We start from the raw sequence: 25,919 nt of genomic DNA on the forward strand, positions 1-25,919 counted from the left end.
GGCGCCCTGCTCCGTACCGGGCATGGTCAGCCGGAAGAAACAGCTTCTGCCCTGGCTGGAACACTTCCTCAGTCAAAGCCGGAGACAGCCATGAAAATCTACACACATGCACTTGTTCTTGTTCAGGGGAAAGAGGATGGCGTCCCCCTGCTCGCACTGGCGGCAACTCTGTCCCGCCTGCTGCAAATGAACATCACACTTGCTCATATCTGTAATGACTACCGGGAGATGAACTACGTATCGGACGGCCTGATGGACGATGTCGTATCAAAAGACGTTGTTCAGGCGAAGGCGTTGTTCAGTGAGCTGACGTCCTCTGTGGCGGAGCATGTTGACGCGCGAGAGCTGGTCACCATGCGGCGTTTTGAAGATGTACAGAAATGCATTACCGACACCGGTGTGGACCTGGTGATTGCAGGCCACCGGAACCGTTTTATGGGGGCACTGACGTCCCGTTCGGCTGAATACGTTAACCACCTGAACGTGGACGTTCTGATTAAACACATTCACGACTGAGCTACAGGAGAACTGTATGAATTTTCTACTTGAAAAAGTCACGGCCCGCGAAATTCTCGACTCTCGCGGTAATCCCACGGTTGAGGTGGACGCTTTTACTTCAGATGGTCAGATGGCACGTGCATCGGTACCGTCCGGGGCCAGTACCGGCTCAAGAGAGGCAACTGAACGCCGCGATGGTGATCCCGGGCGTTTCGGCGGGAAAGGAGTCCGTGATGCCGTTAAGGCCGTGGAGACAGAAATTTGCGACGCCGTCAGGGGAACCGATGTGCGGGAGCAGCGGCGACTGGATAATCTGATGCGGGAACTGGACGGTACGGAGAACAAAAGCCGACTTGGTGCCAATGCCATTCTGGGTGTTTCGCTGGCGGTGGCCAGACTGGCCGCTCAGGTCACCCGTCAGCCACTTTACCGCTATCTCGGCGGACTCAATGCCAGCCTTTTGCCCGTTCCGTGCATGAATATTATTAACGGTGGCGTTCATGCCCGTGGTCAGGGAGCCGATTTTCAGGAATTCATGATAGCACCGCACGGTGCGTCAACGCTGGCAGAGGCCGTTCGTCAGGGCAGCGAGGTCTATCAGACTCTGCGGCAGATCCTGCTGTCCCGGAACCTCTCCGCTGCGGTGGGTGATGAAGGGGGATTTGCTCCGGCCGTCTCCTCGAACCGTGAGCCGCTGGAATTCATTGTTCAGGCCATTGAGAAAGCCGGTTACCGACCGGGGGAAGATATCAGTATCTGTATGGACCCGGCATCCAGCGAATTTTACCGTGGCGGGAAATATCACCTTCGCACCGAAAACAGCGCCCTGAGCGCTGAAGAGATGACGGATTATTATGGCGAACTGATGAGCCACTTCCCCATTGTCCTGCTTGAAGACGGGCTCGCCGAGGATGACTGGGCTGGCTGGAAACATCTGCATGAGAAACTTGGCGGACGCGCCGAACTGGTCGGTGACGACCTTTTCGTAACGAATGTGAAGTATATCCGCCGGGGTATTGAAGAAAATCTGGCCAGCGCGGCGCTCATCAAACTCAACCAGATTGGTACGCTGAGCGAGACGTTCGACGCGGTTTCACTGTGTCATGAACACGGATGGGGCGCTTTTATTTCGCACCGCAGCGGTGAAACCATGGACACGTTTATCGCCGACATGACGGTGGCATTGCGGGCAGGGCATCTGAAAACCGGCGCGCCCTGTCGCGGCGAACGTATTGAAAAATACAATCAGCTTATGCGCATTGAGCAGGAACTGGGCAATGAAGCCCGATATGCAGGCATCAAAGCTTTTGTTCGCTGTGCTTGATCGAAATCATCATGGCATCTGCCGTGTGTATGCCGGTGAAAACCGGCATACACCCTTCAGGTTATATTCACCTGAACAAGCATGATAATGAAACTGACTCTGACTTTATTACTGTCCGAATGAATCCTTCTGATTTTGATGTACCTTCCTCACGGTATGTTTCATCTTCGATAAGGAGTGAAATGGAATCAAAATTTGGCTGCAGGTACACATTTTTTAATTGTAAAGAGACTATTCTCAACTAAACAAAATAATACAGGAGGTCTAAAGTGTACAATTCTATTCTGGTTCCCATCGATATCTCTGAAACAGAGCTGACCCACCAGGTCATTCCCTTTGTTCAGGCGCACGCTGTGATGAATACCGCCAGAGTGCATTTTCTCACGGTTATACCTTCGTTACCGTATTATTCAACGTTGGGTCTGGCCTATTCGATTGAAATGCCGAAAATGAAAGAAATACAGCATGCTGCATTATCAAAACTGGATGAGCTTGCTAAGCAATTCAAATTGCCATCCGAAAAGATCCAGACCCATGTGGCAACCGGATCACCAAAGGATCAAATCCTCAAGCTTGCCGATTCGATTAATGCGGATTTAATCATCATTGCCTCCCATCGACCGGATATCTCTACCTATCTGTTGGGTTCAAACGCTGCAGCAGTGGTGAGACACGCCAGATGCCCTGTTCTGGTCGTTCGGTAACATGTTCTGGCGGGCCAGGAGAAGGCCCCCGGAGAAGACAGGAGTTTCATGCTTTCTCCTGAGGCGCGACAAGACCAGAGGAACCGGGCACAGTTAACGGAAAGAACCCGGTGGCGTATGTGATATTTTCGGTTTTCCACACAGCCAGGCTTTGATTACACAGCTGTAATTTCTAACTGTCGTATGGTTGCAATGCTGCGCAAGATCGTTGCCTGGCTGCATACACTCTGACCAGAGACTCCCCTTTTCACCGGGTTGGATGACCCTGTCAAAATTTCCCGAAAAGTCAGGCAATTGCCAGAATATTTAGCCAGACTGAAGCCGGTTATTCCTGATTATGACTCGGGGTAAGGGTCACAGGTATCGCCGAATGAGGGAATGGGTATACATTACTGATAAAGTCCAGAACCGTACGGCCGATAATCACGAAAACTGTTGTTTACCTCTCATGTCACAAGGCGATGGCAGGAGTATGGTCAATATTATGCAAAGCGTTCACGCCGGATAACCATAACGACAGGGGGATGCTGTCAATAATGTCAATGCAAATACTGAAAATTATCCACCACCGGATCAGTATCTACACATTTTCAATAGTCTTAACATTCGGCGTTCTGTACGGCACAGGACAAGGGGTTTATTATTATTATATCCATGAAAAAATGGAAGATTATGCTGATTCTATTCTGGCACGCAGTGACAGCCTGATCGAGCAGGTAAAACTGATTGATGGACTTCGACAGGAGTTCGCAGTCTATGAGCCATGCAGTAGCCAGTACCTGAATGCGCTGCGAAAACAGCTCTGGCCCTACCCTCTGATTAAGGATATTGCCTATGTTGATGATGAGAAAATTATCTGTTCAGCCATCTGGGGAAAACTCAATTCACCTATTTCTTTAAATATATTCAGAAATAAGGTTAATCGGGGTAGTTATACCTGGGTATTTGACGCATTGATAGAAGAGAACATTACCGCAGATGTTCTTTACACCAATAACTTCGCCATAACGGTTTCTCCCTTTGCCTTCAAGCGTTTCTGGGAGGAAGCCAATAAAATGGATTTTGATGCTGTCATAGGTGATTTTAACCACGAAAATCATTTTTTCATGATTGGCAAAAACACGCAATTACTGGAATCGGTAGAGCATAATAAAGCTCATTCTTTGTTGTACTTTACTGAACACTCCTGCAACAGGGTGAATGATATTTGTGTTATTACCGGAACCTCACACTCTCTCCTCTTCAAAAACAATATTTATGTCCTGGCGTTTTTATTTAGCCTGTCCTTTATTATCGGGTCTTTGATTGGCACGCTGTATGTTAATGGCTTATCACATAAGCAATCATTACTTTCCCGGCTGGAAAATGCAATTCTGAATCGGGAATTACATTTCGTCTATCAACCCATATACAAAGTTAAAGACCGGAATATAACCGGAGTAGAGGCACTTTTACGCTGGACAGATCCTCAGATAGGATATATTGGCCCTGATATATTTATTCCGCTTGCGGAAAGAAATGGCTTAATAGCCAAGATTAGCCAGTATGTGGTTGAGCATGCCATCAGGGAGTGTGCGCCAATATTGCTGAACAACGATATCACTTTAAGCATCAACGTGAGTTGTGCTGATATCTGCTCTGCGGAATTTCGTGAAAAACTGCTGAGCACGTTAAAAAAAGAAAACGTTGCAGGCAAGTCTATTATTCTTGAAATTACGGAAAGACAAAGCTCCGGAACCGATGATATCAAGCAAGCGATGGATTTTTTTAAGGGTACCGGTATCATGTTTGCACTTGACGATTTCGGAACCGGTTATTCGAATCTGAACTGGCTTTCATTACTTGACGTTGATGAAATTAAAATTGATAAATCATTAACTGATTCGATAGGGACTGAATCCATCAATAAACATATTCTTCCTGGTTTGATAGAAATGTTTAAAAACATTCCTAAAATAGTGGTCTTCGAAGGAGTGGAAACTGAAATGCAGTATCAGTTCCTCAGGGAAAATGTACCTGAGAGCTGTGCTCAGGGATGGTATTTCGCAAAAGCTGTTCCTTTAAGCGAACTACGTGCCGTCCTCGCGGGTTAATGGTGAACATCCGTTAACCACACCGGCACAGATTTTACTTATGACCAGGATCTGGCTGGCGCAATCACTGACAGATATAAATTACGGAGCTGGCCGATGCGACAATCAGAACGGTGCATTCGGCTCAGCCCTGTCGGTTAATTACGTAAGCCGCTCGCCAAGAGCGTAAATACCTCAATATAGTTAGGAAGCGCTTTTTGCGGATCGTCGCAGGCCGCAATCGACAGCGCGGCATTCATTGCCGCACCATTTAACATGCGCGCAGCGGCATCGGCATCCACCGACTTAAGAATACCACGATCAATCATATTCAACACCGCCTGGCGGGTGGATTCCAGGCAGCTATTCTGGCTTGGCCACTGCGCCGGGTCGCCGAGAAAAGCCGGACCATCCAGTAAAACAATACGCTGCACTTCCGGGTCGAGAGCCATTTTGATGTAGGCAATCCCTTCGGCCAGTAACCTCTCCCACTCATCGTTGGCAGTGGCCGCAACCGCTTTTGCGCGTTGTGCCATTTCACCATCCACCTGCGCAACAACCGCGGCAAGCAACCCCTTTTTATCACCAAAATTGTGATAGAGCGCGCCGCGCGTCAGGCCTACGCTGGCCGTTAACTCATCCATTGATGCGGCGGCATAGCCTTTTTCTGCAAACGCCTTTCGCGCTGCACTAATCAACCTGCCCCGGTTCTCTTCCATCGTTTCGCTACGACGCTTGATCATGCGATCTCCTTTTGACATACGCGGCGTATGTGATATTAATTTAACATACGCCGCGTATATTAAACGATTTGTCAGCACCCTGCTTCTCGTTTTTAACATTCACTGAAAAAAGGAAACCCTATGATCCAGCGTGAACCCATTTTCCCGGCTAACCGTCATGCGCTTTATGAAGAACATGGTTATTCAGCCGCCATCCGTTCCGGAGATTTGTTGTTTGTTTCCGGCCAGGTCGGTAGCCGCGCCGACGGTACGCCGGAGCCAGATTTTGCCGCTCAGGTGCAACGGGCATTCGATAATCTGCAAGCGACGCTTGCTGCCGCAGGTTGTACGTTTGACGATCTGATTGATGTCACGACCTTTCATACCGATCCGCAAAACCAGTTTCCAACAATTATGCAGATAAAACAGGCGATCTTCCCGCAGCCACCCTATCCAAACTGGACTGCCGTAGGCGTTACCTGGCTTGCAGGATTCGATTTTGAAATTAAGGTCATTGCCCGAATTCCTGCCCGATAAAAACAGGAACGCGCATATTGCCGCCGCTTGATGCCGGTATTGGCGTCGTTCATGCTTCGCGCGCATGGCCGGGCAATGCCGACACCAAACCGACGCTGTCACTCTGATCTTAATCGGCTGATGATTTACGCCGATTAAGATCATTCACACCAGGCTATCAGGCCAGCAACAAGCACCGTGAACCTTAAATCGTTACGACATCAATGCGTTCATTTCCCGCTGTTTGATACTCAGCCAACTGATGGAAATTTAAGTAACGATAAGTATCTTCCCGGGTGTCATTGATCCTGTCCATGTGCCAGAGATACTGTTCAACGGTTGGCATTTTGCCAAGCATTGCGGCAATCGCACTGAGCTCAGCTGATGCCAGGAAGACTTTTGCATCGGTACCAAGACGGTGCGGAAAGTTACGGGTTGATGTGGAAACAACGCTGCTCCCTTCTTTAACCCGGGCCTGATTGCCCATGCAAAGTGAGCAGCCAGCCGGCTCAATTCGCGCTCCGGAACGGATGAGCTTATTAAAATACCCTTCGCTGGAAAGCTGCTGTGCATCCATTTTGGTTGGCGGAGCAATCCACAGCCGGGCAGGAATCTCTTTGGACTCTGCCAGCAGTTTCCCGGCGGCCCGGAAGTGACCAATATTTGTCATGCAGGAGCCAATAAAGACCTCCTCTACTGGCGTGCGGGCAACGTCGGACAGTAAACGGGCATCGTCAGGGTCATTTGGCGCACAAACAATCGGCTCCGTAATTTCAGCCAGATCGATTTCAATGATTGCCGCGTACTCAGCATTTTCATCTGCACTCAGTAATGACGGATTCGCCAGCCAGGCTTCGATCTCTGCAATGCGCTTTTCAAGCGTTGGCGCATGCTGATAACCCTGGTCAATCATCCAGCGCAGCAAAGTGGCATTGGAACGCAAATACTCCGTAACGTTCTCTTCTTCGAGACGTAACACACAGGCAGCAGCAGAGCGCTCAGCGGAGGCATCGGCCAGTTCAAAGGCCTGCTCGGCTTTTAGCATTTGCAAACCTTCGATTTCCAGGATACGGCCGGAGAAAATATTGCGCTTGTTTTTCTTCTCCGTCGTTAACAACCCTTGCTTAATGGCGTAGTAAGGAATCGCATGCACTAAATCGCGCAGAGTGATCCCTTTTTGCATTTCACCCTTAAAGCGGACCAGCACAGATTCAGGCATATCGAGAGGCATAATTCCAGTGGCCGCCGCAAAAGCAACCAGTCCGGAACCGCCAGGGAATGAGATCCCTAATGGAAAGCGCGTATGTGAATCAGCCCCCGTCCCCACTGTGTCAGGGATGAGCATGCGGTTAAGCCATGAATGGATAATTCCATCGCCCGGTTTCAGTGCAACGCCTTTTCTGCTGGTAATGAACTGAGGCAGCGTCTTATGCAAATTAACGTCGACAGGTTTTGGATACGCGGATGTGTGGCAAAACGACTGCATGACCAGATCGGCAGAAAACCCTAAGCATGCAAGATCCGTCAGTTCATCGCGCGTCATCCCGCCGGTCGTATCCTGCGAACCCACCGTGGTGATTTTAGGTTCACAATATTGACCAGGGCGAATACCTTCAACCCCGCACGCTCTGCCAACCATTTTTTGCGCCAGTGTAAACCCTGCAGAAGAAGGTTCAGGCGCCTTTGGTTTTCTGAAAATGGACGTTGTTTGCAGCCCCAGAGACTCCCTGGCTCTTGCTGTTAAGCTACGGCCAATGATCAACGGAATGCGGCCACCTGCCTGTACTTCATCCAGCAAAACTTCAGTTTTCAGGTGAAATGAGGCAATCAGCGTTTGATCGCGATGGTTGCGGATCTCGCCCTTGTACGGATAGAGATCGATCAGCATCCCCGTTGATAAACCAGAGACATCCAGCTCAACGGGAAATGCACCGGAATCCTCCAGGGTATTGAAAAAGATAGGCGCAATTTTCCCTCCGAAGACAAAACCCCCGCTGCGTTTGTTCGGCACGAAAGGGATATCCTTGCCGATATGCCACAGGATTGAGTTCGTCGCAGATTTTCGTGAAGAACCGGTCCCCACCACATCCCCGACGTAAGCGAGAGGATACTGCTGGTTTTTTAATGCTTGTATCTGAGATATCGGGCCGCATTGTCCCGGCTGGTCAGGATTCACCCCTTCCCTTACAGAACTCAGCATTGAGAGCGCATGCAGGGGAATATCCGGGCGTGACCACGCCTCAGGCGCCGGAGAAAGATCATCCGTATTCGTTTCACCGGGGACTTTAAATACGGTCAGGGTTATTTTTTCATCAAGCCCGGCGCGTTCGGTAAACCACTCGGCATTGGCCCATGATTCAATAATCGCTTTGGCATGAGCATTTCCATTACCGGCTTTCTGCTCGATATCTTTAAATTTTTCAAAAATAAGAATTGTGTGGCTCAGTTTAATGGCCGCTAAAGGAGCTAACTCGTCGTCATCTAACGCATCAATAAGAGGTTGAATATTGTATCCACCCTGCATAGTGCCAAGAATATTTATAGCGTTGTTGGGAGTAATGCCGTATTGATTTGTTTTTTCCTTAATGATTTTATCAAGAAATTCCGCTTTGACTTTCGCAGCGGCATCAACACCAGGAGAAACCTGATTAATTAACAGATTAATTAAACATTCTCGTTCCTCACACTGTTCATTTTCGAGGAGAGTAATTAATTCGCTGGTCTGCTGAGCGGTGAGCGGTTTTGCTGGTATGCCATTTTTTGCCCGTTCAGCGATATGTATTTTATATGCTTCAAACATAGGATTTCGACCTTATAACAGGAGATTGAAAATGTGTCAGGGTGTCATCTACATTAAAAAATTCATTTGTCTGTTTTTAATAGCATCTCTCCAAATTCTGATACTTTTTCAAGTCCATATTCCCACTCGCCAAATCCGGATTCAGAATTAATATGACCAGCATCGCCGACATCTATCAACTCGCATCCCCAACTGTCAGACCAAAATACAGCGCGATTGAATGACATAAGCGGGTCATTGTGACTGGCAAAGACCATTCCGGGTATTTTTAACTTCGACGCAGTGACAACTTCTTCAAGTTCAAAATGTGAAGGTTCAGCAGGCGCAACCATAACAATCCCGGCAACATTTACCGCTCTGCTCTGGACCTGGTACCAGGATGCAAGCGCGCCAAAACTATGCCCAATCAAAATAACGGGCAAAGTACAGGTGGCTAATTCTCTGCGAATCGCTGCGCCCCAATTTTCAATATCCGGCTGCAACCAGTTTCGTTGGCTTATTCTTTTCCAGCGAGGTAATCGACGCGCCCAGCAGGTTTGCCAGTGGTAATCGTCGCTATCTCTTAATCCCGGAACAAGAATCGTGGTGAAAGAATCATCCAGCTTTAACAGACGCGGTATTGTCATGGTAAATTCCATCAGTCCTTAGTTTTCCAGCCTTTCAGGCCGGAAAATTCGCCAGCAGCCAGGTGACGGCCAGCAGATCCGCACTTCCTCCCGGACTTAAATTTCGGGCAATGAACGCTTTGTCCATATTTAAAAGCGCCTGCCTGAACCTGTTGCCGGTGAAGTGTTTAATGCGCAGGATTCTGGCCGCATATCGCTGTGCATAGCGCAACCCTTTGAGGCCCCCACGCGCGAGGATATTGGTATCCGGATTGTGAGCAATTAATGAAAGCAAAACCCGCAGTAAAGACTCCTCGGGCGAATAACCCGCGTTAATGGCGTTTTCCCATACGGGTAATCCATGAATCCTTACTGTCGCAAAGCCACTTTCAGCCTCCCCACGCGCTCCGGTAAAGCCATAATCGCGAAACAGTTGTTCACCTTTGGTTTTCGCATCGCCATTGTGTTTCAACTCCCGGCTCACCATACCGGCGCAGATCAGGCTAACTTCCCGGCAAAGCGCTCTGCGATTGATAGCTTCACCCTTACCTTTCAGCCGCCCGGCAGCAGAACAAAACAGGCCCAGCGAAAAAATCCCCCCTTTGTGGGTATTGATCCCCCCCGTCGCCCTGAACATTGCCTGCTCACAGGCAAGCCCTACAGGTCGGATGGCAAGGAGCGTCTGCCTGGGCTCTTGCTTAGCTGTATGTCGGCCTTTTGCAACAAACAATGCGAACCAGGGGGCAATTGCTGCAATACTGGACATGAACAGGTTGAAATCCATGTCGGTATGCGACCCATTATTATGACGGTCTACCAGCCCTGGTTTCGGTGTCAGAATGACTTCGCGGTACATCCCCTCCGCAGCCAGCTCCGCAATGTTAAGTTCATGAGTGAACGGTTCATTTCTGATGGCAGAAATAGTCATCAATCATATCCCCCATAACTGCTTGTAAAGCGTGGAGCGAATGTCGCCGCATTCGTGAACAGACATGTGCAGGCTCATCACAGATGAAACAGCGTCTTTTGTTTTCACCGACAGATTTGCGGCTCAATAAACCGATATCCGGGCAAAACACATCGATATCCCACAACCTTCCCAGTGGATGACTCTCTTCCAGACGTATTGTGGCCTTCTTTACCTGTGATGCGGGTGCGCTGACGGACCAGAATGACTCTGGCCCGGTAACAAACTGGCGAGCGTCGTGCCTGATGATTTCCCAGCCATTGGTGGCGATCAGCGCAGTGAGCGCTTCATTTGCTGCCGCCATGACAGCCCTTGATTCAGGCGTATCTTTTACCTCACCTGGCCAGACCAGGGTCGTAGAAATCAGGGTTTGTCCCCAACGGGTCAACCAGAGTTGTTGCTGGTACGAACGAGCTTCTCTGGCTGCCAGTAACTGATCCAAAGAAATGGGTGTGCACGATACGCCTGCCATAGTGTCCATTACTCTTTAACCTGCCGCACAACGTCAATGACGCTTCCATCGCGGTAACGAACAACGCCCACAATTTTGGACGTAAATTCGATGGCTTTTGGATGACCGGAGATTTCCAGCGCACGCTGATATAAATCCTCAATGCTCACGACAGGTAACCCTTTATCCACCAGTCGCTGATAAATTTCAGGGCGTGAAGGGTTTACCGCAATACCGTGATCGGTGACCAATACATCAATGCTTTCACCCGGTGTAACGCATGTTGTAACGTGCTTCACTACGGTCGGAATTCGGCTGCGGATCAGCGGCGCAACAACCACTGTCAGGTTCGCTGCAGCAGCAACATCACAGTGACCGCCGGAAGCACCGCGCATCACACCATCCGATCCCGTCAGCACGTTAACGTTGAAATTTGTATCAATTTCAAGGGCGCTTAAAATCACAATATCGACCCGATCGCAGCATGCCGCTTTCGATGCCGGGTTAGCGTAAACGTTGGTTGAGATTTCAACATGGTTTGGGTTTCTGGCTAAAGAGGCGGCAGCGGCGCTATCAAAACTCTGGGTATCCAGCAGTTTTGCGATCAACCCTTTCTCATGAAGATCGACAATACTGCCGGTGATACCACCCAATGCGAAACTCGCAGTAATGTTTTTATTTTTCATGCGCGATTCTAAAAAACGCGTACACGCCGTTGAAGCCGCGCCTGAACCTGTCTGGATTGAGAATCCCTGTTCGAAGTAACCCGAATGTTCAACCACATCAGCCGCTGAACGCGCGATCATTAACTCACGGGGATTACTGGTTACGCGGGCGGCGCCGACGCTGATTTTTGCAGGGTCACCAACACTGTCAATTTTAACAATGTAATCGACCTGATCCTGAACAATGCTCGCAGGCATATAAGGGAAAGGTTCAATGGATTCGGTCAGCAGTACAACACGTTTCGCGTATGTAGCATCAACCATTGCATAGCCCAGAGAGCCACAGCGTGACTTACCACCACTACCACTGGCATTGCCATATTCATCGGAACAGGAGACAGCCAGGAAGGCGACATCAATATTAATTTCACCGTTCTGAATGAGATTAACACGACCACCATGCGAATGAATTTGTACCGGTTCCTCCATCAGGCCATGAGAAATAGCATCAGCTAACTCTCCACGCATACCGGAGGTATAAATTTTCGTAATCACCCCATTACGAATATGATTAATTAAAGGAGCATTACAGGTCATTAATGAACTGGATGCCAGAGTAATACCTTTCAGACCCAATGAGGCAAGTTTATCTACCACAAGATTGATAACTTTATCACCTTCACGGAAGGCATGATGAAATGAAATAGTCATACCATCATGGAGTTCGCAGCGGTCTAAAATTTCATCCAGACTTTCACAAAGCTTACGTTGATATTTTTGTTTAGCATCTGCAAGATAAGGCGTTGTTGCATTGGCATGAGTAAATGCGACATATTCTTTTGAACGTCCGACCTGCTCTTGCAAAGCTTCGATTAATTTGCTCATCTTTATTATCCTGTCAATTAGTGGCGAATGCCTGATGCTTTTCTTCTCTCAAGAACAACTCTGGCGTGATTGATTATTGGCGCGTCAATCATTTTGCCATTCAGAGAAATCACACCCAGTCCACTACGCTCACCTTCTTCGGCAGCAGTAATTACGCGTTCCGCGTAATCAACCTCTTCCTGGGTTGGTGCATAGGCATTGTGAAGCAGCTCAATTTGCCGGGGATTAATTAAAGATTTACCGTTGAAGCCCATGCGGCGAATTAAATCGACTTCTTTTAAGAAACCTTCTTCATCGTTAACATCGCCATAGACAACGTCAAAAGCATCGATACCAGCCGCACGCGCCGCATGTAAAACCGCACAACGCGCATAGAACAGTTCAGTACCATCCCCGCGCTCTGTTTGCATGTCCATTACGTAGTCAAATGCGGCTAATGCAATGCCCATCAGCCGATCTGAAGAGCGGGCAATTGCAACAGCATTGATGACGCCAACAGCAGACTCAATAGCCGCCATCAGCTGCGTGGAACCGACTTTACGGCCACAGCTTTCCTCAATGCGTACAATTTCACGTTCAAGCTGGTGAATATCTTCCGGCGTATCCGTTTTAGGGAGTCGAATGACATCGACCCCGGCACGCACAGCCGCCTCAAGATCTTTCAATCCAAAGGGGGTATTCAGAGGGTTAATCCGTACAACCGTTTCAATACCTTTATACATGGGGTGCTGGAGCGCATTGAAAACCAAAATACGAGCACTGTCCTTCTCCCTCAAAGAAACTGCATCTTCAAGATCGAACATGATCGAATCGGGTTTATAAATAAAAGCAGTAGATAACATGGCAGCACTTGAGCCTGGTAAGAAAAGCATGCTACGACGTAATTTTTTCATTGTAATTTCTCCCAGTTAATTTCATCGCTGCATGTTCCTCGCATAATGGCAACTTGCATGCGGGAGCGAATAACACAATCAAGCGCACCTTTGTCATCCACAATAATTTGCCCATGAGTGACGTTAAATGCCGTTAACGTCTCTTTGACCACTTGAGTAATTTGCTCGCCAAATTGCTTCATTACTTCGCTGTTAATAACAATATCCAGCCCGGCGTCCGAAGGGCTAACTTTAACCATTAGATCGCTCGATTCCAGCGTACCCGCCAGAGCTGCCTGTACAATTTTCATTTTAATGTCCTACGCTAATACTCATGAGATTCCCTGCCAGATGGGGTTCCGGCAAGTCATGGTGATTTGCTCTCAGCCAGTTATGTAAATAAGGCATGGTGCTTTCTGGTACCATATTTCTTGCAACTGACAGTTTGTTTTTATTCAAGAGGGAACGAACGGCCGATGCGGATATGGGATAATTATTTGCATCAGTTTTTCGATCTATTTCATGAACCGTAATAGCATTAGATGGAATGACAAATTCATCTTCAAGCCAGTGGTGCATTGCCTGGTTATATTGGGCAGTAACTTTACAATATGGCTCAGTGCCGACGAAACGATGTGTAATCCCCAGAGAAGGCGCAATGTAACGCCGAAAAATAATCAAATCGATTGCGGAATACACATCATTAACCACCTGTTTTTCTTTTAAGAAATAGCCGGGAAACGTGCCGCGAGAAATAATGTATCTGGAACCAGGGTGTACCGTTACATTGGCGAGATGTTTCACGCCATCGCGTACCATTGCAATACGGTCATTAAAGGAGAATTGAGACAAATTCTCCTCTACAACAAAAACATGCAGCCAGTGACAGGCCCGGGAAGCTTGCTCAATAAGAAATTGATGGCCTAACGTGAACGGATTCGCATTCATCACGATTCCACCAATGTTGTCTGCCGGGATGAAATAATCGGCACGCAGTTTCTTGCAGTAACGATGGATGCCAACCGGGGTGTTTTCCATCAACGTCGCTTTATTCTCAAGGGTGGCTAAAGGATAGAAGCCGCATCCACGGAAAGATTTGACATTATCAGGACAGGTTAAAAGGAACAGATGATGATCGCCATTTTGGTTTGCCAGATATTCAGCTTCACGGATCAACTGCAGCCCCAGGGATGTTCCGCGCCATTCAATGTGAACGGCAATACACTTTAAGGTATTGCCCGCAAGGCCCGCACAGGCAATTAATTCTTTGCCTGCACGAGCAATAACGAACTGCTCGACATCATCATCTATTCCTAATCCATTACTTTGCAGAAACCGGATAATCTCGTCTTTGAGAACACCGTTGCTCGTTTCAACAGTATCGAATTCTGGCATTTTTTCGGCGTACATCTGAATGGTTCCTGACCTGATATTAATCGACACTGAGTTGTGTATTTATTGTGCGTAAATTAAATGGCTAACAGATTTGATTGCGCCGTTGATTCAACAATTGTATTGGTCAGTCGCCCCAATTTTTCGATTGTCACTTCAACACAATCCCCTTCGTGCATGAACAGAGGTGGGTTACGTTTTTTTCCGACGCCACCCGGTGAGCCAGTAATAATGACATCGCCAGGGCTAAGCGTAGTGAAGGTGCTGATATATGAAATCAGATCGGCAACTTTATGAATCATACTGGCTGTTGAATCATTCTGAACCAGCATGCCGTTTAAATATGTCTGAATGGATAAAGCGTGCGGATCCGGGATTTCATCGACAGTCGTCATATAGGGCCCAAAAGCGCCGGTTTGACGCCAGTTCTTACCCGCTGTAAACCATGCGTGCTGCCAGTCACGAACAGAGCCATCCATGTAGCAGCTATATCCTGCGACATGGCTCAGCGCATCACTGCGAATAATATTTTCGCCCGCTTTTCCGATGATGACGGCAAGTTCACCTTCGTAATCAAATTCTTCAGTAATATTCGGTTTGATTACCGGTCTTGCATGCCCGGTTTGAGAATCCGCGAAACGAATAAATAATGTCGGCGCATTGTTAGTTTCAGCGAACTCCTTTCTTTTTTCTGCATAATTCATTCCCACGCAGAAAATTTTCCCTGGCTCCTCAATAACCGGTAAAAAGGTAATATCTTTATCAGTAATATCCGCTGGATAATCAACATACTGTTTTGCAACAGCGAGAGCATCCCATTGCAGAAGATCTTTCAATGTAGGATATTGCTGACCAATTTTTTGACCAAGATCGATAATACCGGCTTCAGTATAAATACCGTAACTTTTACGACCGTGATGGATATAACTTGCAAGTTTCATAATGACACCTAATAACTATTTAGCTTTACCCCCTCACGCCAATTTTAGCCGTGAGGGATGTAATTATTACGGTTACTTTGCAGTTTCTGCTGGAACAAGATTCGCCTTAGTACCTGAGGCAAGGTGTGTCGCCACAATCATGCCCAGCACCAGCAAAGCAATAATAAATGCTGTCATGCCAGCCCAGCCGGTAGCGTGGAAGACAAAGCCATTGAAGAAGCCAATCACTGAGCCGCCCATGTAGTAGAAGAATAAATAGAGAGCTACTGCCTGCCCGCGTGCATGTGTGGCGTTTTTACTCACCCAGCTCAGGCCAATGGAGTGGCAACCGAAGAAGCATGCGGTGAAGATGACTGCGCCTATGATGAACGTGATTACGTTCGGGGTTAATGTCAGTAACATGCCCAAAGACATGATGGCGAATAACGCGCGAAGAACATTCATGCTGCCATATTTAGCGGATAAACGACCAGCTTGCGGCGCAGTGAAAAAGCTCAATGCAAAGCTGAATGAGAGTAGCCCGGCGTTCGCAGGAGAGATATGGAACGGTTCACCCTTAAGGAAAAATGCCAGGTAGTTGTAAAGAGAAGTGAAGGTACCAAAAATGATGAAGCTAATGACAAAAGCGAGGGCGAGTTTTTTATTTTTAAAATGTGAGGCGGCTCCTTTCACCACCCGGAAAACATTCAGGTTTTCCGTAGGTGTGAATTTTTTAGAGGCTGGCAGAATGAAAAATACCAGTGCTGCAACAATAATCAGGCTTGCTGCAAAACCATAGAAGATGGTGTTGATGGAAATATGGTCGATCAACTGGCTGGCGACGATACGGCCAGACATCCCGCCCATCGAGTTTCCGAAGACAAAGTAGCCCGTTACCACCCCTGCAACGACCGGCGCCACTTCCTCGCTAATATAAGCTGTTGCCGCCGCGGCAATGCCGCTCAATGCCAGCCCAATCACTGCCCGCAACGCCACCAGCATGGCCCAGGACTGTACCAACGGACAAAGAGCCGTCAGAAGCCCGCCTAGCAGTAAGGAGACGATAATCAGACGCTTACGACCATAGTGATCGGAAAGCGTACCCGTGAACAATAAACCAATCGCAAGCAAGGCAGTTTCTGCCGAAAGAATAATACTTACCTGGTGGACAGGAACGTCATATTCAACGGCAAGTACAGGTAACAAAGGCTGAATAAAAAATAAAGAAGCTAATTCAGCCAATCCTGAAAGTGCTAAAGCAAAAATCACACGGATGTATTGACTTGCTTTAACATCTCCAGTTCCACCTGAATTATTTTTAACATTAGTTATAGCCATAATATCCTCAACTTTATATTTCTGGTACAGAGTTTCTTAACCCTTACGGGCTAAAGGTATTAATACGTTCAGATTTTCAAAGGCTGGCTAACGTTTAGATAACTTCCGCTAAGGCGATTTCCGGAACACAAACATTACCCTCGAATAATTTACGAGTCGTTCTGATTACAGCAGCACGGGTATTTTCTATTTTATTTCCGCACTTTAATAAAGAAACTGTGATCTTGCCGCTCGGATGCTCAATGTTAACAATATTGGTAAATGCATCTTTGGGTTGGTCGCTAATGATTTTCTGCGCAACGGAACCTTCGATTATCGTTGCAGTAGAAATACCAATAGAGCCAGTAATAGCAAGTGATTTATGGCAATTATGCGGCATGAAATAGCGAACCTTGATCGTACCGTCTGCCGTGGGTTTGCTAAGAAGGACAGGTTTAGGAATAACTTTGTTGGTTACATCGCCAAAACCCATCGCCTCGCCTGCTTTGAGACGGATTTTTTCGAGACGTTGCATAAACGCCAGATCAGAATCCAGATCAGCCGGTGATTCACTGCCGGTTTTATCCATCTGATGTGCATCGATTAAGATCATCGGCATTGCCATATCAATGCATGTGACTTCAACACCATCAAACACATCCGTTATATTACCGGTCGGAAGCAACTTACCGGTTTTGCAGCCTGCGGAATTCAGGAACGTCAAACCGACAGGAGCAGCAGTACCCGGCACGCCATCAATTTGCGTATCTCCCTCGTAACTCACCCGGTAATCAGGTGTCTGCACTTCGGCATCAACGAATGTTCCCGTGTTGAGATTGCGGATACGTACTGTTGTTACCGGATTTTTAGGCGCAACCAGTCCCTTTTCAATGGCAAAGGGGCCAACGGCACATAACATATTTCCACAGTTTGGCGTTGTATCCACTCGCCGCTCTTTCACCATGACCTGCGCGAAAAGATAGTCAATATCCGCATCGGGGCTATCCGAAGGGCTCACAATCGCCACTTTACTGGTTTGTGGGCTCCCCCCGCCGATACCATCAATTTCCAGTTCATGGCCAGCCCCCATCAGAGACAACAGAACCGCGTCTCGCTCCTGAACGTCGGCGGGTAAGTCACTCGCCAGAATAACCGGTCCCTTAGACGTGCCACCACGCATCAATACGCAAGGTATGTTGAACATAGGTTTTCTCTTCCCACATGTTGAATGATGTAGTAAGCGTCCCATAAGCGGATAAATAACTCTAATGTCAAAAAACGAAGGATTGATGCGTTTTACACATTAATCAGCCTTCGGCTAAGATGGCTAAATGACAGGGCAACCAGAAGGTTTGAAAAATGCAGCATGAATTACAGGGCGTTCAAGCTTTTGTTAAAATTGCAGAAATTGGATGCTTTACAAGAGCGTCACAGTTTTTACACATCTCTCAGCCAGCATTAACAAGACGAATAAAAAAGCTTGAAGAAAGTTTGGGCACAACGCTATTTGAGCGTTCAACCCGGCGAGTAAAACTTACCGCAGTAGGAAGAGACTTCCTGCCTAAGGCAAAGAATCTCTTAGATTTTTATGAAAGCTCGATACTCAGTATCAAAGAAATGGCGACGCATCAGACAGGCGTGATTACGCTATCCTGTTTACCCACTGCTGCCTTCTATTTCTTGCCCGCCGTTATTCGTGATTACAACGAACATTACCCAAATATTCGCATCCGCATACTTGAGCATAGTGCCAACGACTGCCTCGAAGCTGTGCTTAACGGCGATGCAGATTTTGGAATAAATATGATAAATATCACACACCCGTATATTGAGTTTACCCCGCTGGTCAATGAGCCTTTCGTTCTCGCCTGTAAACGAGACCACGAACTGGCAAAAAAATCACTTGTGATGTGGGAAGATCTTGCCGGACTCAGGCTGATTGGCGTCCGTAAATCGAGTGGCAACCGGCTGCTGATTGATCAGGCGCTGGAAGGATTTGACTGGCGACCAAACTGGTTTTACGAGGTAAGGCATCTTTCCACCTCTCTTGGGATGGTTGAGGCCGGTTTAGGTGTGGCCGTTGTTCCCAGCCTGGCAATGCCGACAGATGAGCATCATGTTCTGGTGAGTCGGCCGCTTATTGAGCCGGTTATCCGCAGAACCCTTGGATTAGTCGTCAGAAGGGGAAATTCTTTGAGCCCTGCGGCGGAAAAATTTCGCGAAATGTTGATGAAGCTATGGTCCCAGGATAACACCAGCCCCTGGATTGGAAAATTTAACAATTAGCCATAGCAATTAATCAACATGGACGAAACCGTTTTTTCACGCGACATCTTATTTTCATCAAACGCCGATACACTTAATGAGAATAATTTGGTGAGCTTTGTTGGGGCATATGCCATTGCTAACAGAGTGAGTTAACTATGCTAAAGGCCGGAAATATGTCTCTTCGTTCCCTGAGGGCGCTGTGCCTGACGAGTTTTTTTATTGCTGATGTCCGCGATGGTCTCGGCCCTTTTCTGGGGATATTTCTCACCCAGCGCCACTGGCAACCGGATGATATCGGCTTGCTGATGACGCTGGGCGGCGTGGCAGGATTATTAGCGACGCTCCCGGCAGGATTTATCACCGACACGTCCAAAAACAAACGGACTCTGCTGGCGCTGCTCTGCATAATGATTACCGCAAGTACGCTTTTGCTCTGGTTCAGCCAGCAAAACAGCGTCGTCGCGCTTTCGCAAATGGTCAGCGGAATATGCGCGGCTTTTGTCGGCCCCCTGATCACGGGGATTACGCTGGGTCTGACAGGACAACGCGGCTTTAATGCGCAAATGGGTAAAAATGAGGCATTCAATCACGCCGGAAATTTCTTTACCGCACTGATTGCCGGAGGCATTGCCTGGTACTGGGGCGTCGGTGGTATTTTCCTGTTGATGGCCTGTACGACCGTGTTAACGCTGTGTGCGCTGCTGGCTATTCGCAGTCAAGATATCGATAACGATGCGGCGCGAGGTATCCAGTCCTCTGTTCCCCAACCGCTGCCGGGGCTCTCGGTACTCACCCAAAACCGGGCACTTTTGATTACCGGATTGACCCTGATGCTGTTTCATCTGGCCAATGCCGCGCTGTTACCCATGCTCAGCATGCGCGTCGCCGCCGCACCAGGCGCCATGAATCCCGGTTTATATGCTGCCGCCACGGTGATTATTTCTCAGGCGGTGATGATTCCGGTGGCCATCTGGGTTGCCCGGCGAATCGATAAGTACGGTTACTGGCGATTAATTATGCTGGCGTTGCTGATAATGCCTCTGCGGGCTGCGCTGGCAGCAACCTCAGCTGCCCCGCTGATGATGGTGCCAGTGCAAATACTGGATGGCGCGGCTGCGGGTATCCTCGGCGTGGTGGTGCCAGGTTTTATTGTGGCGTTGCTGTGCAATAGCGGGCACGTCAACGCCGGGCAAAGTGTGGTGATGCTAATGCAAGGCGTAGGTGCGTCAATGAGCCCGGCATTAACAGGGATGATTGCCGGTAATTACTCCTTTGCCACGGCGTTCAGCGTGCTGAGCGCCATCGCGCTTGTGGCACTGCTTATCTGGTGGCGATATGCGAGCGTACTTATTGAGCATGCATCCGCACGGGCATTAAAAGTGGGGGCGGACTGAGCCGCACGCTGGCCCAAATGGCTTTCGGATGAGTTGCAGCGGCCTGCTTATCTTGCTTCCCGCAACCACGCTATCCAGACTGGCAGGCCGTTGGCGTTACCAGGCTTGCCAGATTCGATGTTGAAATTAAGGTTATTGCCCGGTAGACAAGAACGCACAGTGCCGATGGAGAAGTTATCCCGTCACTTTTGCGCTACTGCGTAGGTGATGCAATATGCGTGTATCTACTCTTTTATACTCTTGCTCATGTTGATTCCTGTCACGCCAAAACCGATGGCTTCATATACGTGCCGGGCACGATCGTTGTCGCCGGCAACGCGAAGCCTGATCTGTTCAACGCCTTTACACCGCATCTCATGCTCAAACGTCCGGAGAGCAAGTTTACCCAAACCTTGCCCCTGCAAGGCGTTGAAAATATGAAAATCGTAGATGAAGACGGTACGCATGGCAGTATCGGGTTTATACCAGAGGTAACCGACATGCTTATCCGTGTTGTCTGATTTGGCAATCAGACACAGCAAAACCTGGCCTGGTGTATTTACTCCCTCAGGAAGATCTTCCTCGATTTCCTGCTTTGCTCTTGCCAGTGAGTCTTCCGCAGAAAGCCGGTAGTTTGACGCAATTTCCCGCGCATAATCCGCAATGAAATATTCCAGATAACCAGGATATTCATCCTCGCGCATTGGGCGAAATTCAATCATTCGTGTTCCTTTATTTTGGTGTGTATTCTGCAATAACTAATGGTCTTATTGTTTTTATCTGACTGTATGGCAAAGATAAATTGTCTCTGTGGTTCTGTCAGCATAAAACACATACTCATGTTGATCTTTATGGCACGTGCGCGTGTTGAATATCTTGCTCAGTGAAAATGCGCTGCCCATTTTGGCGGGCGGAGATGGGTGTTACTGGGCTGCGTGGTTTACATCCCCTGACATTTGCACAGAGTTTGCTGCGATATGCAGCAAACTCTTTTTCATCCGTACCAAAGATTTACTTCAACGCGTCCAGCGCAATAATCCCCTGCCCGGTTTTTATCCAGCGCGGTGCTTTCAGGCGCTCAGCAAAAAACATCACCAGATCCAGCAACAAATCCCCCATCACGCGGGACTGATCGGTGGACAGCGAACCATTAATCAGCAACCGCGTTAGCTCCTCGCAATAGCGGCACAATGCATCGCTTTCCGGTGCAAACTCCGGGATATAAGGTAAAAACTCGACGGTCAGAGATTCAGTTAAATGCGCGGGGATCGGTTCGTGTAATGTCGTGCGTAATAAGTTAAGGCAGGAAGAAAGTTTGCCGCAGAGCGCTAGTTTTTCCGCCGGTTCATGCGTTTCAACCAGCACTTCGGCAAATCGTTCGCAGTTATCGGCCAGCTCGGTGAAATCCGTTGAACAGGAAAAAGGAAGTACTAACAGAGAATGAATGTGGTTGGGAGTTGTAGCCATAAGGCAGCCTCACTAAGTGTGTTTTTGACATCGACCATCACTAAGTTTGAACAGGAGGCTAACCCCGACACCTGATTTTGCAGGTGCCGGGAAAAGATACGACGAGGAGGGATACAGGGCAATGGGGATTATTGGGAAGTACCGCTCAGAAAATGAAGAAAATATATGAAACATCATATGGAGTTTCTGAAAAACAACTAATCAGAGGTGACAGATGTAAGTCCGTTGTGAGCGAAGAGTGAATTACAAAGATCTTGCTATGCAGGAGATCATCCCTTAAGAGAAAGACACGGAGGAAAATCGCGAAGGATGATTTTTAGGACAATCAATTGTGATTGAAAATCATATATTTTTATATAAAGTAAGATCGTGTAATTTTTAATTAAATATCATCACCGCCATAAAATATCATTCATGAATTATATACAAGGTAACTATGAGCAAGCTAACATTTAAGCTAATTGATAATAAAGGGTTTATAACACCTGGTAATAAACGATGCGTTTACTTAACCAATGATAATTGGGATGACTGGGATAAATATGAAACAAAATATTATATGAGAGTAGTAGATGATAAGGGAAAAATGAAAGACATAGGTTCACTAAAAATTGGTAAAAAAGGGCTTAAACCAGCGTCTTCGTCTTCCAAAGGCAAAGGCTTCAGAAGAGTAGATCTTGATAATATTTTTTCATCTCTTGATAATGACTTTTTCTCCTTAGGACAAAGTGAAAATTATTACGAAGCATTGAATGAACTTGATGAAGAATTAAAAAATGAGATACTTACAGCGATCAAGGATTGCGCATTCAACCTTACTATTCTCGATGAAAACATCCGAGAAGAAGTCATGGGGGAATCTCTGTTACGTGATTTCAGTATAGAAAATATAAAAAACAAATTTTATCGGTTATCGCATGGTTATGCAGAGTTAACTCGGTTTAATTTTAAGTTTAAATTTCCTCGCAGTAATGATAATGATCCTGTACTTGAGTTTGTTGTCGAACCCACTTCATTACCTTCAAGTAATGTTCATGTATTAATTGGCAGAAATGGAGTAGGAAAAACACGATGCATACAAAATCTTGTTCGTTCCATCATTGAAGATAATGATAACATAGTGGATTATGGGCGTATAATTAGAAGGAATGAGAGTAAATGGAATTTCTCAGGGATAATATCCGTTTCCTTTAGTGCATTTGATGATTTTGATCTTCCAAAAATAAAAGTTAAAGGGATGAAAGCCTATCAAATAGGCTTAAGATATTTTAAAGATAATTCCAGCACAGAAGTCTCAATTAAATCGCCATCGATGCTTAAGGACGACTTAGTCGAAAGTTTTAGTGTTTGCCGCCTCGGTCCAAGACGCACACGATGGTGTGATGCAATCAAAGCTTTGGAGACAGACCCACTTTTTGAAGAGGCTGATTTCTGTCAACTTCTAGGATATAATGATGATGATTGGGAGATGCACGCAAGAACGAAATTTAGTAATTTGAGTTCCGGACATGCTATTGTGCTGCTCACAATTACTAAGCTAGTGGAATTAGTTGATGAAATGACATTAGTTATTTTAGATGAACCAGAAAGTCATCTCCATCCACCACTTCTTTCAGCATTCACACGGGCATTATCAGATCTTTTAACAAAACGAAATGGTGTTGGTCTTGTTGCTACGCATTCCCCTGTGTTGCTTCAAGAGGTACCAAAAGATTGCGTTTGGAAAATTTCTCGCTCAGGGAGTGCATCATCAGCACAAAGGCCTCGCATTGAAACATTTGGAGAAAATGTTGGTATTCTCACAAGTGAAATATTTGGTCTTGAAGTGACAAGATCTGGTTTTCATAAAGTTTTAAAGGATGCTCTTGAAGTAGGCTCTTCCTATGACACTATGTTAAATAAATTTGATGGGGCTTTAGGTTCCGAAGCTAGAATGATTTTAAGAGGGCTTTTAAGTAATAGGGATAAGGAAGACTCAAATGAATAAGGTCATTAAACCATCTTTTAGGCTCGGAACTGTTTTTGATTCATGTGTTGAAGCAAAACAATCAGAAAACTTGAAAATGAGACTTAGAAACATTAGGACTCAAATTACTACAGAAAATAGAGTTTTTAATAGAAAAGGTAATGCGAGTCTGTTTTTTGAAATGGTACAAGGAAATGGTATACCACCAGATGTGACAAAGGAGGAAATGGAAGATCTTTATGAAAGTAGTTTTTCACAAAGTAAGATAGTAAGGAAAAAATATTACGACAAAATTAAATTAAATGCAAAGGATGATATTTGCCCCTATTGTGCTCAACGTAATGTTAGCACACTTGACCATTATTTACCTAAAAGCCTTTATCCCAAATTGGTTGTTAATCCACTTAATTTAATACCATGCTGCATGGAATGCAATCATATAAAGAGGGAGCATTACCCAACAAATAATAAAGAGCAAATTATAAACCCTTATTTCGATGGTTTAATTGAAGATGTTTGGTTGGTTGCAACCATTAAGAAAAATGGCCGAAAACCACCGGTATTATTATTTAAAGCAGAACCAAACAACAGAATCTCCGCCTCTCTTGCCGAAAGGATAATATGGCATTTTAATAAATTCAAACTAGCTGAGTTGTACACATCTCAATCAGGGAGACAACTAACTGGTATTGCTGAATTATTAAAAAGAGAATGGGAGCAAGGGGGAGAGAATAATTTGAAGATAGCTCTTAAGGAACATTACATTACATGGAGTACAATCAATGTAAATTCATGGCAAAGTGCAATGTTCGCTGCATTAGTCGAATCCCAGTGGTTTATAAGTTCTGGATTTAAATTATGTGGGGAACCACGTGCTTTGGTTCCTATGAACCAGTGATATTTCCAAAATTAGCGCCTCTCCTCTATAAAGGCGCTACACTTCAGCATCAGGTTTCATGCACAGCTCTATGTGCTTAAAGGTACGAACCTGTAAAATATCTGTTGCCTTCTTTTATCCTGCCCCTTTTTTCATAAGTTGTGAGCTACTCTCTATAAAATAGTTCAATATTTGTGGTTATGTCCGCTCCTGGCACATAGCCGCCTCTTATTTGACTAACCGCCGAGAAATAGCTCCAGCGTTTTACGGTGGTGATATATACGTTAGGTTCTCACTTGCGCACGGGAATTTTTATTCATTGCCCTACTGCGAAGGTAAAGCTGCTGGCGTGTTACTGGATGGTGATCAGCCCGGTTAGCGGCTGGATACGCCGCCACACGTAACAGACAGTGCAGCGGCAATTGCGCGTTGATAGCCGGATGGCGGCGTGGCCTTATCAGGCCTGCGGATTTAACCGCCATTGAGATGAATGGCGGCGCTGGTTTCAATATATTCGGCAGTGATCGGCCTGACGCAGAGCAGAATTCACCTGCCCCGGCCAACATCTTACCCGTGCATCACCACACTGTTTTCTACCGGTATGCGCGGCATCCGGGTATTGGCAGCAACGGCGCTTTTATCGGCATAACCAAACGAGATGCCAAACAGCAGACGATATTCGTCGGAAACGCCCAGCTCGGCGCGGATCATATCGGCGTGAAAACCTAGCATCGTTTGCGGAATACCGGCAAAACCGCGCGCAGTCAGTGACAGCAGAAAACTTTGCGCGTACATGCCGATGTCCGACGCAACGCGGATGTTATCGCCAAAAGACGGCATAAACAGAAACGCGGCGTGCGGCGCATTAAAGAACTGGTAGTTACGCAGGTAGGCTTCTTTGCGGCGAACCTTATCGTCGCGGTCAATGCCGATAGCCTCGTAGTAAAGCCGCGCCTGTTCGTATGCGCGTTCAATATAGTCGCCGTGGAAATCCTCATAAGAAAAAGTGAAATCCGGTGTCTGCAGCCCTTCCAGGTCGTTAGCCGTCATCATTTTCGCCAGCCGATCTTTGGTCCCGCCGGAAACCATATGCACGTGCCACGGCTGCGTGTTGCAGTTCGATGGTGAGTATTGCGCATCCTGCAATACCGCGCGGATCTGCTCATCTGTGAGCGGTGTGGGTAAAAATGCGCGAACGGACGAACGCAAGCGGACGGTTTCATCGAAAGCTAAAACATTATTCATCATACTCTCCGGT

Annotated in this window: 24 protein-coding genes and 1 pseudogene; 10 read left to right on the forward strand and 15 right to left on the reverse strand. The window is 47.0% G+C overall.

The features are described 5' to 3' along the window. Positions 1 to 90: 90 nt before the first annotated feature. From DK872_RS14500 to DK872_RS14515, 4 genes are all read left to right on the forward strand, one after another. Positions 91 to 516, forward strand: a complete 426-nt coding sequence (locus DK872_RS14500) for a universal stress protein (RefSeq protein ID WP_071920838.1) — start codon at positions 91 to 93, stop codon at positions 514 to 516. 16 nt (positions 517 to 532) lie between these two features. Continuing rightward, a complete protein-coding gene (gene eno, locus DK872_RS14505; protein WP_035885640.1) occupies positions 533 to 1,822 on the forward strand; it encodes a phosphopyruvate hydratase in 1,290 nt (429 codons plus the stop codon). 269 nt (positions 1,823 to 2,091) lie between these two features. Then, positions 2,092 to 2,526, forward strand: coding sequence for a universal stress protein UspF (gene uspF / locus DK872_RS14510; RefSeq protein WP_007372068.1), 435 nt, complete (start codon positions 2,092 to 2,094; stop codon positions 2,524 to 2,526). A 536-nt stretch (positions 2,527 to 3,062) separates the two neighbouring features. Next, positions 3,063 to 4,619 (forward strand): EAL domain-containing protein, encoded by a 1,557-nt coding sequence (locus DK872_RS14515; RefSeq protein ID WP_161518475.1) that lies wholly within the window; start codon positions 3,063 to 3,065, stop codon positions 4,617 to 4,619. Positions 4,620 to 4,756: 137 nt separating this feature from the next. Here the strand turns inward: DK872_RS14515 and DK872_RS14520 are convergent, their stop codons facing one another. Next, on the reverse strand, positions 4,757 to 5,341 hold the full coding sequence (locus tag DK872_RS14520) for a TetR/AcrR family transcriptional regulator (RefSeq protein ID WP_007372064.1): 585 nt from the start codon (positions 5,339 to 5,341) through the stop codon (positions 4,757 to 4,759). A 120-nt stretch (positions 5,342 to 5,461) separates the two neighbouring features. Here DK872_RS14520 and DK872_RS14525 point away from each other — a divergent pair, with 120 nt between their 5' ends. After that, the gene (locus DK872_RS14525; RefSeq protein WP_007372063.1) at positions 5,462 to 5,857 is read left to right on the forward strand and encodes a RidA family protein; all 396 of its coding nucleotides are present in this window, start codon (positions 5,462 to 5,464) and stop codon (positions 5,855 to 5,857) included. 184 nt (positions 5,858 to 6,041) lie between these two features. Here the strand turns inward: DK872_RS14525 and acnB are convergent, their stop codons facing one another. The 11 genes from acnB to DK872_RS14580 all read right to left on the reverse strand — a co-directional run bounded on the left by acnB (position 6,042) and on the right by DK872_RS14580 (position 17,914). Next, positions 6,042 to 8,636, reverse strand: a complete 2,595-nt coding sequence (gene acnB, locus DK872_RS14530) for a bifunctional aconitate hydratase 2/2-methylisocitrate dehydratase (RefSeq protein WP_144136336.1) — start codon at positions 8,634 to 8,636, stop codon at positions 6,042 to 6,044. Between the two features lie 62 nt (positions 8,637 to 8,698). Continuing rightward, a complete protein-coding gene (locus DK872_RS14535) occupies positions 8,699 to 9,262 on the reverse strand; it encodes an alpha/beta hydrolase (RefSeq protein WP_035885638.1) in 564 nt (187 codons plus the stop codon). A gap of 34 nt (positions 9,263 to 9,296) precedes the next feature. Next, positions 9,297 to 10,169: a triphosphoribosyl-dephospho-CoA synthase CitG gene (gene citG, locus DK872_RS14540; protein WP_161518476.1), complete on the reverse strand. Its 873-nt coding sequence runs from the start codon at positions 10,167 to 10,169 to the stop codon at positions 9,297 to 9,299. Next, entirely contained in the window at positions 10,144 to 10,689 is a 546-nt protein-coding gene (gene citX / locus DK872_RS14545; RefSeq protein ID WP_161518477.1) for a citrate lyase holo-[acyl-carrier protein] synthase, read from the reverse strand. The genes citG and citX overlap by 26 nt, the downstream gene beginning before the upstream one ends. Then, a complete protein-coding gene (gene citF, locus DK872_RS14550) occupies positions 10,689 to 12,209 on the reverse strand; it encodes a citrate lyase subunit alpha (protein ID WP_035885635.1) in 1,521 nt (506 codons plus the stop codon). The genes citX and citF overlap by 1 nt, the downstream gene beginning before the upstream one ends. A 17-nt stretch (positions 12,210 to 12,226) precedes the next feature. After that, positions 12,227 to 13,102: a citrate (pro-3S)-lyase subunit beta gene (citE, locus tag DK872_RS14555; protein WP_035885634.1), complete on the reverse strand. Its 876-nt coding sequence runs from the start codon at positions 13,100 to 13,102 to the stop codon at positions 12,227 to 12,229. Beyond that, positions 13,099 to 13,392 (reverse strand): citrate lyase acyl carrier protein, encoded by a 294-nt coding sequence (gene citD, locus DK872_RS14560; protein WP_007372056.1) that lies wholly within the window; start codon positions 13,390 to 13,392, stop codon positions 13,099 to 13,101. The genes citE and citD overlap by 4 nt, the downstream gene beginning before the upstream one ends. A 1-nt stretch (position 13,393) precedes the next feature. Continuing rightward, complete coding sequence (citC, locus tag DK872_RS14565) at positions 13,394 to 14,491, reverse strand: [citrate (pro-3S)-lyase] ligase (RefSeq protein WP_072438898.1); 1,098 nt, start codon at positions 14,489 to 14,491, stop codon at positions 13,394 to 13,396. Between the two features lie 59 nt (positions 14,492 to 14,550). Continuing rightward, complete coding sequence (locus DK872_RS14570; protein ID WP_007372054.1) at positions 14,551 to 15,414, reverse strand: fumarylacetoacetate hydrolase family protein; 864 nt, start codon at positions 15,412 to 15,414, stop codon at positions 14,551 to 14,553. A 72-nt stretch (positions 15,415 to 15,486) separates the two neighbouring features. After that, positions 15,487 to 16,731 carry an MFS transporter gene (locus tag DK872_RS14575; RefSeq protein WP_007372053.1) on the reverse strand — a complete coding sequence of 415 codons (1,245 nt, stop codon included), beginning with the start codon at positions 16,729 to 16,731 and terminating at the stop codon, positions 15,487 to 15,489. 94 nt (positions 16,732 to 16,825) lie between these two features. Continuing rightward, positions 16,826 to 17,914: a 4-oxalomesaconate tautomerase gene (locus DK872_RS14580; RefSeq protein ID WP_161518478.1), complete on the reverse strand. Its 1,089-nt coding sequence runs from the start codon at positions 17,912 to 17,914 to the stop codon at positions 16,826 to 16,828. Between the two features lie 155 nt (positions 17,915 to 18,069). Between DK872_RS14580 and DK872_RS14585 the strand changes: the two genes are divergently transcribed. The 3 genes and pseudogenes from DK872_RS14585 to DK872_RS27560 form a co-directional block, all read left to right on the forward strand. Beyond that, positions 18,070 to 18,996 (forward strand): LysR family transcriptional regulator, encoded by a 927-nt coding sequence (locus DK872_RS14585; protein ID WP_007372051.1) that lies wholly within the window; start codon positions 18,070 to 18,072, stop codon positions 18,994 to 18,996. Positions 18,997 to 19,151: 155 nt separating this feature from the next. Further along, on the forward strand, positions 19,152 to 20,372 hold the full coding sequence (locus DK872_RS14590) for an MFS transporter (RefSeq protein ID WP_071920844.1): 1,221 nt from the start codon (positions 19,152 to 19,154) through the stop codon (positions 20,370 to 20,372). A gap of 56 nt (positions 20,373 to 20,428) precedes the next feature. Further along, positions 20,429 to 20,518: pseudogene (locus DK872_RS27560) on the forward strand (RidA family protein); the annotation flags it as partial. A 78-nt stretch (positions 20,519 to 20,596) separates the two neighbouring features. On the opposite strand, the gene DK872_RS14600 reads toward DK872_RS27560, so the two are convergent. Next, positions 20,597 to 21,073, reverse strand: a complete 477-nt coding sequence (locus DK872_RS14600) for a GNAT family N-acetyltransferase (RefSeq protein WP_161518479.1) — start codon at positions 21,071 to 21,073, stop codon at positions 20,597 to 20,599. A gap of 289 nt (positions 21,074 to 21,362) precedes the next feature. Continuing rightward, on the reverse strand, positions 21,363 to 21,818 hold the full coding sequence (locus DK872_RS14605; protein WP_161518480.1) for a hypothetical protein: 456 nt from the start codon (positions 21,816 to 21,818) through the stop codon (positions 21,363 to 21,365). A 436-nt stretch (positions 21,819 to 22,254) separates the two neighbouring features. On the opposite strand from DK872_RS14605, the gene DK872_RS14610 reads away from it, so the two are divergent. Beyond that, the gene (locus tag DK872_RS14610; RefSeq protein WP_079517877.1) at positions 22,255 to 23,805 is read left to right on the forward strand and encodes an AAA family ATPase; all 1,551 of its coding nucleotides are present in this window, start codon (positions 22,255 to 22,257) and stop codon (positions 23,803 to 23,805) included. After that, entirely contained in the window at positions 23,798 to 24,682 is an 885-nt protein-coding gene (locus DK872_RS14615; protein ID WP_079517876.1) for an HNH endonuclease, read from the forward strand. Before DK872_RS14610 ends, DK872_RS14615 begins: the two co-directional genes overlap by 8 nt. Before the next feature lie 546 nt (positions 24,683 to 25,228). Here the strand turns inward: DK872_RS14615 and DK872_RS14620 are convergent. Continuing rightward, complete coding sequence (locus tag DK872_RS14620; protein WP_161518481.1) at positions 25,229 to 25,909, reverse strand: nitroreductase; 681 nt, start codon at positions 25,907 to 25,909, stop codon at positions 25,229 to 25,231. Between the last annotated feature and the right edge of the window lie 10 nt (positions 25,910 to 25,919).

The organism is Kosakonia sp. MH5 (genome assembly GCF_009935945.1).
Classification (GTDB): Bacteria; Pseudomonadota; Gammaproteobacteria; order Enterobacterales; family Enterobacteriaceae; genus Kosakonia; species Kosakonia radicincitans.